At 65.1% G+C, this 8,233-nt stretch carries 9 protein-coding genes and 1 pseudogene; 9 read left to right on the forward strand and 1 reads right to left on the reverse strand.

The genetic code is table 11. The features are described from left to right. Nucleotides 1-296: pseudogene (locus tag VDP82_RS10325) on the reverse strand (hypothetical protein); the annotation flags it as partial. A gap of 293 nt (nt 297-589) precedes the next feature. Between VDP82_RS10325 and dapF the strand changes: the two are divergent. The 9 genes from dapF to VDP82_RS10370 form a co-directional block, all read left to right on the forward strand. After that, nucleotides 590-1,441 carry a diaminopimelate epimerase gene (dapF, locus tag VDP82_RS10330; RefSeq protein WP_323014772.1) on the forward strand — a complete coding sequence of 284 codons (852 nt, stop codon included), beginning with the start codon at nt 590-592 and terminating at the stop codon, nt 1,439-1,441. Continuing rightward, complete coding sequence (gene mtaB / locus VDP82_RS10335; protein WP_323014764.1) at nt 1,441-2,709, forward strand: tRNA (N(6)-L-threonylcarbamoyladenosine(37)-C(2))-methylthiotransferase MtaB; 1,269 nt, start codon at nt 1,441-1,443, stop codon at nt 2,707-2,709. Before dapF ends, mtaB begins: the two co-directional genes overlap by 1 nt. A 20-nt stretch (nt 2,710-2,729) precedes the next feature. Next, nucleotides 2,730-3,911: a signal recognition particle-docking protein FtsY gene (gene ftsY, locus VDP82_RS10340; protein WP_323014765.1), complete on the forward strand. Its 1,182-nt coding sequence runs from the start codon at nt 2,730-2,732 to the stop codon at nt 3,909-3,911. 94 nt (nt 3,912-4,005) lie between these two features. Continuing rightward, the gene (locus VDP82_RS10345) at nt 4,006-4,617 is read left to right on the forward strand and encodes a septation protein A (protein ID WP_323014766.1); all 612 of its coding nucleotides are present in this window, start codon (nt 4,006-4,008) and stop codon (nt 4,615-4,617) included. A 205-nt stretch (nt 4,618-4,822) separates the two neighbouring features. After that, nucleotides 4,823-5,395 carry a transglutaminase-like cysteine peptidase gene (locus VDP82_RS10350; protein ID WP_323014767.1) on the forward strand — a complete coding sequence of 191 codons (573 nt, stop codon included), beginning with the start codon at nt 4,823-4,825 and terminating at the stop codon, nt 5,393-5,395. Nucleotides 5,396-5,725: 330 nt separating this feature from the next. Further along, nucleotides 5,726-6,040 (forward strand): hypothetical protein, encoded by a 315-nt coding sequence (locus tag VDP82_RS10355; protein WP_323014768.1) that lies wholly within the window; start codon nt 5,726-5,728, stop codon nt 6,038-6,040. A gap of 226 nt (nt 6,041-6,266) precedes the next feature. Beyond that, on the forward strand, nt 6,267-7,034 hold the full coding sequence (locus VDP82_RS10360) for a sugar transferase (protein WP_323014769.1): 768 nt from the start codon (nt 6,267-6,269) through the stop codon (nt 7,032-7,034). Nucleotides 7,035-7,112: 78 nt separating this feature from the next. Then, complete coding sequence (gene rfbC / locus VDP82_RS10365) at nt 7,113-7,661, forward strand: dTDP-4-dehydrorhamnose 3,5-epimerase (protein WP_323014770.1); 549 nt, start codon at nt 7,113-7,115, stop codon at nt 7,659-7,661. 9 nt (nt 7,662-7,670) lie between these two features. Then, on the forward strand, nt 7,671-8,233 hold a 563-nt coding region (locus VDP82_RS10370; RefSeq protein WP_323014771.1), incomplete at its 3' end, for a dTDP-glucose 4,6-dehydratase.

The raw sequence follows: 8,233 nt of genomic DNA on the forward strand, positions 1-8,233 counted from the left end.
GCGGTGAGGTTGATCCAGATATTGCCCTTGCGCACCACATCGAGCACCTCGCGGCCCGACAGCCCCTTGATCTCGCCCTCGCGCCGCCGCGGCGGGTTGCCCGGGGTCTTTTGCGAATAATTGACGTGATAGGCCTCGCGCGGGGAGCGCTCGATGAGATCGGCCAGCGCCTCGTCGCCAAAAAGCGGGGAATTGGCCAGATTATGGCTCAGCGCCAGCGAATGATTGCCGAACAGCGCCGGGAAATGCGGTTGCCAGTCGGTAATGATCTGGTCGGTCAGCATGGACATGTTCATCGCGCCGGGCTCCTTGGAAAGCAGGGACCGCCTGTCCCCTGTCGAATTGGGGATAGCGCACTGCAAAGGCCGGGTGGAAACAAGCTTTTGGGCTGGTGAAGCGGTAAGGCTAATGGATCCTTGCCAAAATTCCCGCAATTTTATCCATCGGCCCGCGACCGCGCCGCCACTGGCAATTCCAGCCGGCATCGGCCATATAGGGGGCTGAAAGCGGAGCAATCCGCTGTTCCGGCCCGAGGCCGAATTCAAACGTCTTTGCGAGGCAGCCAGTGAGCGGCGCACCGTTTCTCAAGATGAACGGGCTGGGCAACCAGATCATCGTCGCCGACATGCGCGGGCGCCCCGACCGGGTGAGCGCGCAGGCCGCCATCGCCATCAACGCCACGCCGGGCACGCGGTTCGACCAGATCATGGCCATCCACGATCCCCGCACCCCCGGCACCGACCATTATGTCGAGATCATCAATTCCGACGGCTCCATGGCCCAGGCCTGCGGCAATGGCATGCGCTGCGTGGTCGAGGCGCTGAGCGCCCAGACCGGCCGGACCGCTTTTTCCTTCGAGACCGTGGCCGGGCTGGTCCTGGGAGACCGGGCCGCCGACGGGCGCATCAGCATCGACATGGGCACGCCGAAATTCGCGTGGTACGACATTCCCCTCAACGAGGAATTCGCCGATACCCGCCAGGTGGAGCTCCAGATCGGCCCCATCGACGATCCCGTGCTCCATTCGCCCTCGGTCCTGTCGATGGGCAATCCGCACGCCACCTTCTGGGTCAGGGACGATGTGTGGTCCTATGCGCTGGACCGTTTCGGTCCGCTGCTCGAAAACCACCCGCTCTTTCCCGAGCGCGCCAATATCTCCATCGCCCAGGTGCTGGCGCCCGACCGCATCGTGCTGCGCACCTGGGAGCGCGGCGCCGGGCTGACGCTGGCCTGCGGCTCGGCCGCCTGCGCCGCGCTGGTCAATGGCGCGCGCACCCGCCGCACCGCCCGCAAGGCGACGCTCACCCTGCCCGGCGGCGATCTGGCGGTGGAATGGCGCGACGACGACCATGTGATCCTCACCGGCCCGGCGGAGCTGGAATGGACCGGGCAACTGGATCCGGCCAGCGGCGCCTGGACCCGCGACGGGGCGGCGGCCTGATGGCCGTCGAGACCGTGACATTCGGCTGCCGGCTCAACGCCTATGAAGCCGAGGTGATGAAGAGCGAGGCCGAAAAGGCCGGGCTGGACAACGCCATCATCATCAATACCTGCGCGGTGACGGCCGAGGCCGTGCGCCAGGCCCGGCAGGCGGTGCGCAAGGCCCGCCGCGACAACCCGCAAGCCCGCATCATCGTTACCGGCTGCGCCGCCCAGACCGAGGCGCGCAGCTTCGGGGACATGGAAGAAGTCGATCTCGTCATCGGCAATAATGACAAGCTCAAGGCCGAAAGCTACCGGCCCATGGCCTTCGGCGTGCCGCTCAACGACAAGGTGCAGGTCAACGACATCATGAGCGTGCGCGAAACCGCCGGGCACCTCATCGAGGGCATGGACGGGCGCGCGCGCGCCTTCGTGCAGGTGCAGAACGGGTGCGACCACCGCTGCACCTTCTGCATCATCCCTTTCGGGCGCGGACCCTCGCGCTCGGTGCCCATGGGGGCGGTGGTCGAGCAGATCAAGAAACTCGTCGCCAATGGCTATGGCGAAGTGGTGCTGACCGGGGTGGACATCACCTCCTATGGCGGCGACCTGCCGGGCAGCCCCAGCCTGGGCAAGCTCACCCAATCCATTCTCAGGCACGTGCCGGACCTGCCGCGCCTCAGGATCTCATCGATCGATTCCATCGAGGCCGACCCCGCCCTTTACGAGGCGGTGGCCTCCGAGCCTCGCCTGATGCCGCATCTGCATCTGTCGCTGCAATCGGGCGACGACATGATCCTGAAGCGCATGAAGCGCCGCCATTCGCGCGCCGACGCTTTCGCCATCGTCGACAAGCTGCGCGGCCTCAGGCCCGACATGGTGTTCGGCGCCGACATCATCGCCGGCTTCCCCACCGAAACCGACGAGATGTTCGCCAATACGCTTGCCTTCGTCACCGAGGCGGACCTGACCTATCTGCATGTCTTTCCCTATTCGCCGCGCGAGGGCACGCCCGCCGCGCGCATGCCGCAGGTGGACCGGCGCGTCGCCCGCGAGCGCGCGGCGCTATTGCGCGCCGCCGGCGACCGGCAATTCGAAAAGCTCTGCGCCAGCCGCCTCGGCGGCATCGAGCATGTGCTGATCGAGCAGGAGGGCCTGGGTCGCAGCGAGCAGTTCGTGCCCGTTCACGTGCAAGGCACCGCGCCGGGGCAATTGCTCGATGTGCGCATCACCGGCACGAGCGCGGACGGGCTGACGGGAGAAGCCCTGCACGAGGCGGCGGCTTGAGCCGACAAAAGGAAGAGGCCATGACCGACAGGAAGCCGGGATTTTTCAAGCGCCTTTTCGGCGCCACCGACACACCAGCCCCGCCCGAGACGCGGCCGGAGCCCGCTGACAATCCGCCCCATCCGGTGCCGCCCACCCCCGAGCCGCCCCATGACGCGGTGCCGGCGCCCGAGGCCGTGCCCTTTCCCGGCCCTCCCGAGACCACGCCCGATTACGTCGAGGACCTCGAGGAACTGGCTGCCCCCCCTGCCGCGCCCCCGCCACCCGCCCCGCAGGAGGCACCACGCCAGGGGTGGTTTGCCCGGCTCGCCTCCGGCCTCAAGCGCTCCTCCGACCAGCTCACCGGCTCCATCGGCGCGGTCTTCACCAAGCGCAAGCTCGACGCCGCCATGCTGGACGAGCTGGAGGACGTGCTGATCCAGGCCGATCTGGGCGTCGACACCGCCCTGGCCATCACCGAGACGCTGCGCAAGGATCGCTATGAGCGCGATGTGAGCGGTGAAGAGGTGCGCGCCGTGCTCGCCGGCGAGGTGGAAAAAGCGCTCGCCCCGGTGGCCAGGCCCCTCCTGATCGATGCCGCGCAAAAGCCCTTCATCATCCTGATGATCGGGGTCAACGGCTCGGGCAAGACCACCACCATCGGCAAGCTGGCGCAGAAATTTTCCGACGAGGGCAAATCGGTCATGCTGGCGGCGGGCGACACGTTTCGCGCCGCGGCGATCGAGCAATTGCAGGTCTGGGGCCAGCGCACCGGCGCCCCCGTCATTGCCCGCCCCGCCGGAGCCGACGCTTCGGGGCTGGCCTTCGACGCGGTGACCCAGGCGCGGGCCGAGGGGCGCGACGTGCTCATCATCGATACGGCCGGGCGCTTGCAGAACCGCGATGAATTGATGAGCGAGCTGGAAAAGATCATCCGCGTCATCAAGAAGGTCGATCCTTCCGCGCCCCATGCGACGCTGCTCACGCTGGATGCCACCACCGGGCAGAACGCGCTTCGGCAGGTGGAAATCTTCGGCCAGCGCGCCGGCGTCACCGGGCTGGTGATGACCAAGCTCGATGGCACGGCGCGGGGCGGCATTCTCGTGGCCATCGCCAAAAAATTCGGCCTGCCGGTGCATTTCATCGGCGTGGGCGAGGGGGTGGGCGACCTCGAGCCCTTCACCGCCGCCGATTTCGCCCGCGCCATTGCGGGGGAGGGCTGACGGCCCCAATCCCACCACGCTTGCGGATTATGCACGCTTGCATATGGGGGCGCTTGCCATCACATTGCGCCTGCCCAACCGAAAGCCTGACGCCATGACCGACAAGACCGCGCCCGCCCATGAGATCAACTGGGACGAAACCCGCCCCCAGCTCATCAAGATGGGGCTGGAGCTGGGTCCGCTGGTGGTGTTTTTCATCGCCAATGCCCGCGCCGATATCTTCGTGGCCACCGCCTGGTTCATGGGCGCCATGGTCCTCTCGCTGGCGCTGAGCTGGATCATCCTGCGCAAGATCGCCGTCATGCCGCTGGTCACCGGCGTGGTGGTGCTGGTCTTTGGCGGGCTGACGCTGTGGTTGCAGGACGACACCTTCATCAAGATGAAGCCCACCATCACCAATTCGCTGTTTGCCGCCGTGCTGCTGGGCGGGCTGGTCTTCGGCCAGTCACTGCTCAAATATGTCTTTGGCGACGTCTACAAGCTGCGCCCCGAGGGCTGGAGCAAGCTGACGCTCAACTGGGGCCTGTTCTTCGTCGCCCTGGCCATCATCAACGAAGTGCTCTGGCGCAATTTCTCCACCGATATCTGGGTGGCCTTCAAGGTCTGGGGCATCATGCCGCTGACCGTGGTCTTCTCCATGACTCAGCTCGGCCTGCTCAACAAATACGCCCCCGAGCCGGCGCCATCGGTGGGCACGCAAGGCTGACCGGCCGCTCTTGATTCAAATTTGAGGCGAGCTTGAGTTCAATTGCCATGCCGGTTTCAACGCCTGGCTGGACGCCATCGCCTATGAAGGGCACAGCCGGGAAGTCTCTTTCGGCATTTGAATAAAATTGTACCGAATTTTCCCATTCGGCAGCAATCGGCCGCGCGCATTCTGAGGGCAGAAAGCTCATCAGGAGATGGCGCAAATGAACATCAAATTCGCAGCAATGCTGACGGGGCTGGCCATGGCCGCCAGCCTGGGCATGACCGGCGGCGCAGCCGCCTCTGCCGATCCCGCCCGGGTGTCGACGCCCGATCTGGTGGCCCGCACCGCCTCGGTGACCCCCCTGGCCATGCAATTTTTCTGCGCCAAGAACAAAAGCGAATGCGCCAGCAATAGAAGCGGGGGCAGCCAGGTGACCATGACGCCCAACCTCATGGCGGTGCTCAAGCAGGTCAATGTCCACGTCAACCGCGCAATCCGCCCGCAGCGCGACGTGGCGGACGTGTGGGAGGTCAACCCGGCCAGCGGCGATTGCGAGGACTATGTGCTCACCAAGCGCAGCACCCTGATCCGCCAGGGCGTCTCGGCCGGTGCCCTGCGCATCGCCTATACCCATACGCGCCGCGGCGAGCCCCATGCCGTGCTGGTGGTCAAGACCAGCGAGGGCGACTATGTGCTCGACAATCTGAACAATAGCGTCAAGACACTGCGGGCCTCGGGTTACACCATCCGCTCGATGTCTACGGCAAATCCCAATCGCTGGATCGCCGGTTAGACTTTCTATCCGGCGCAGCACCGCTCTAGTTAAAGACCCTCCTGCCGGAGGGTCTTTTCTTTTGTCTTGCGCCGGGGCCGGCTTCTGCCTCGCCCCGCTCCGGCACTTCCAAGAACAGATTTCGCCGGCCGCTCCCGCGAGTCTTTCTATAAAGGCACCTCGCCTGTGTTTACCAAATCTTTAAGACTCGAGTTGCGCCAGAAATTAATAATGTGTTAACTCATCCCCGCATTTCCAGATAAACATGCGCAGCGAATTGTTGCCGTGATCGAGAGGGCAGTAATGCTTAAACGGGTAGGAATTCTGGTTTCGATGGGAGCCTTGGGGCTGATGGCGATCGCGCCCGCCGCCGCCGCGCCCGTGAACGGCTATACGGCCCAGTACAATGCCGTATTCACCAGCTGCACCCTTCCCGACGGCACCGTCCCCGCCTGCGAGGCGGCGATCAACATCTATGCGCAGGCCATTGTCGGCGCCGTCGAGCTGGCGGAGGCCAATACCTCCTTCCAGGCGCTGCGCGGCGAGGTCTGGGCAGCCAATGAGGCCGACGCGGTGTTCCGCCGCCAGATCGATGCGCTGTTCGAGCTGCTGCTCCCTGAATCGGGCTCCATCGGCCCCGCTCCCAGCCCCACTCAGCCGGGCTGATCTTTCGGGGCTCAGCCGAAAGCCCGAGCAGACCGGGGCCTTCCTATAACTACAAATACCGGATCGCGCAGTCATTCTGCGCGACGCGGCAAGTATTCACAAAACATCTACTGGATAAAATTGGCGATATTTACGACAACTCGACAAGAAGGTTGGATTTTCTTAAGGAACCGGTAACCTGGACTTCAGTTCGAGAGTTGAGCGGATAATAGGTTGAGTGCGCAACATGAGTGATCTCTTCGTATCTCATATCGAGCCGAAATTCGCCCAGGCTCCCCTTGCCCTTCGCCGCGGCGACGGCCACGCCCCGCTGGGCGGCATCGTCCAGGCCAGCGGCCTGCCCATGGCCCTGGCCTTTGGCCGGCCGGTGGCGCCCGCCCCGTTCAGCCCCGCCTATTGCCTGGCCAAGCGCATCATGGACATCGTGATATCCGCCGCCGCGCTGGTCTTTCTCGCCCCGCTTTTCCTGCTCGTGGCCCTGGCCATCAAACTGACCAGCTCGGGCCCGGTCCTGTTCGTGCAGATGCGCGAGGGCTATCGCGGCCGCCCCTTCGGCGCGCTCAAGTTCCGCTCCATGCATGAGCTGGCCTGCGATGCGTCCGGCGTTACCCAGACGGTGGCCGACGATCCCCGCGTCTCCCCCATCGGCCGCTTCCTGCGCGCCAGCAATATCGACGAATTGCCGCAATTGCTGAACGTGCTGCGGGGCGAGATGTCGCTGGTCGGGCCCCGGCCCCATGTGGCGGGCATGACCGCCGGCGGCATGCTCTACCGCGACCTCGTGCCCTATTACGACCTGCGGCTTCAGGCGCTGCCGGGCCTGACCGGCTGGGCGCAGGCCAATGGCTATCGCGGCCCCACCCGCGACGGCATTTCCGCCCGGGCCCGTATCGATCACGACATCGCCTATCTCCAGAACGCCTCGATCTGGCTCGACATCAAGATCGTGCTGCTCACCTTGCGCCGCGAATTGCTGGCCGGATCGGGCCTCTGAGCCCCGCCCCCCGTTAAGGCGCCTGTAAGAGATCGACCATAGAGTCGCCGCAAGCCGCCGTATATTCTCGGGCATCAGATGCAGTTACACAGAACACGCCTTGCCGACGTCATCGAGGTGGTGCCTTCCCGCATCGGCGACGAGCGTGGCTATTTCAGCGAGACTTTCCGCGACGACTGGTTCCGCGCCAATGTCGCCGATACCGGCTTTGTCCAGGAAAACCAGTCCCTTTCCCGCGCCAGGGGCGTGCTGCGGGGCCTGCATTACCAAAAGCCCCCCTTCGCCCAGGGCAAGCTGGTGCGCTGCATCGCCGGCGCCATCTTCGACGTGGCCGTCGACATCCGGCCCGGCTCGCCCACCTTCGCCCAATGGGTGGGGGTGACGCTGAGCGCCGAACAGGGCAACCAGCTCTGGATACCCGAAGGGTTCCTGCACGGCTTCATGACGCTGGAGCCCGATGTGCTGGTTGGCTATAAGGTCACCAACTACTACGCTCGGGCGAGCGACGCCGGCATTGCCTGGGATGATGCGGATATCGGGGTGGACTGGCCGCTGGATGTGGACCTCTCCCTGCTCTCGGCCAAGGACCGGCAATTGCCCAGGCTCGCCGATATCGAGGTTTCATAGGGAGAGCATATGCGCGTTCTGGTTACCGGGGGAGCGGGGTTTATCGGCTCAGCGCTCACGCGGCACCTCGTCAACGACAAGGGCTATGAGGTCCTGGTCGTCGACAAGCTGACCTATGCCGGTAATCTGGCCTCGCTGCGCGCGGTCGAGGGCAAGCCGGGCTATGCCCTGCTCCAGGCCGACATCTGCGACGCCCGCGCCATGGAAGAGGCCTTTGCCAGCTTCCGCCCGCACCGGGTGATGCACCTGGCCGCCGAGAGCCATGTCGACCGCTCCATCACCGGGGCGGCGGTGTTCGTGCAGACCAATGTGGTGGGCACGGCGACGCTGCTGGAGGCGGCGCGGCGCCATTTCGACACGCTGGACGCCGCCGGGCGCGACGCCTTCCGCTTCCTGCACGTCTCGACCGACGAGGTCTATGGCTCGCTGGGCGCCGAGGGGCTGTTCACCGAAACCACGCCCTATGATCCCTCCAGCCCCTATTCGGCCTCCAAGGCGGCCTCGGACCATCTGGTCAAGGCCTGGGGGCGCACCTATGGCCTGCCGGTGCTCGTCTCCAATTGCTCCAATAA

The organism is Devosia sp., assembly GCF_034675085.1.
In the GTDB taxonomy this organism is placed as follows: Bacteria; Pseudomonadota; Alphaproteobacteria; order Rhizobiales; family Devosiaceae; genus Devosia.

What these genes read in the sequence shown, in the direction of transcription:
- VDP82_RS10360 (WP_323014769.1), top strand. Translation starts at nt 6,267, where the DNA reads ATGAGTGATCTCTTCGTATCTCATATCGAGCCGAAATTCGCCCAGGCT.
- VDP82_RS10350 (WP_323014767.1), top strand. Translation starts at nt 4,823, where the DNA reads ATGAACATCAAATTCGCAGCAATGCTGACGGGGCTGGCCATGGCCGCC.
- mtaB (WP_323014764.1), top strand. Translation starts at nt 1,441, where the DNA reads ATGGCCGTCGAGACCGTGACATTCGGCTGCCGGCTCAACGCCTATGAA.
- ftsY (WP_323014765.1), top strand. Translation starts at nt 2,730, where the DNA reads ATGACCGACAGGAAGCCGGGATTTTTCAAGCGCCTTTTCGGCGCCACC.
- VDP82_RS10355 (WP_323014768.1), top strand. Translation starts at nt 5,726, where the DNA reads ATGGCGATCGCGCCCGCCGCCGCCGCGCCCGTGAACGGCTATACGGCC.
- rfbC (WP_323014770.1), top strand. Translation starts at nt 7,113, where the DNA reads ATGCAGTTACACAGAACACGCCTTGCCGACGTCATCGAGGTGGTGCCT.
- VDP82_RS10345 (WP_323014766.1), top strand. Translation starts at nt 4,006, where the DNA reads ATGACCGACAAGACCGCGCCCGCCCATGAGATCAACTGGGACGAAACC.
- dapF (WP_323014772.1), top strand. Translation starts at nt 590, where the DNA reads ATGAACGGGCTGGGCAACCAGATCATCGTCGCCGACATGCGCGGGCGC.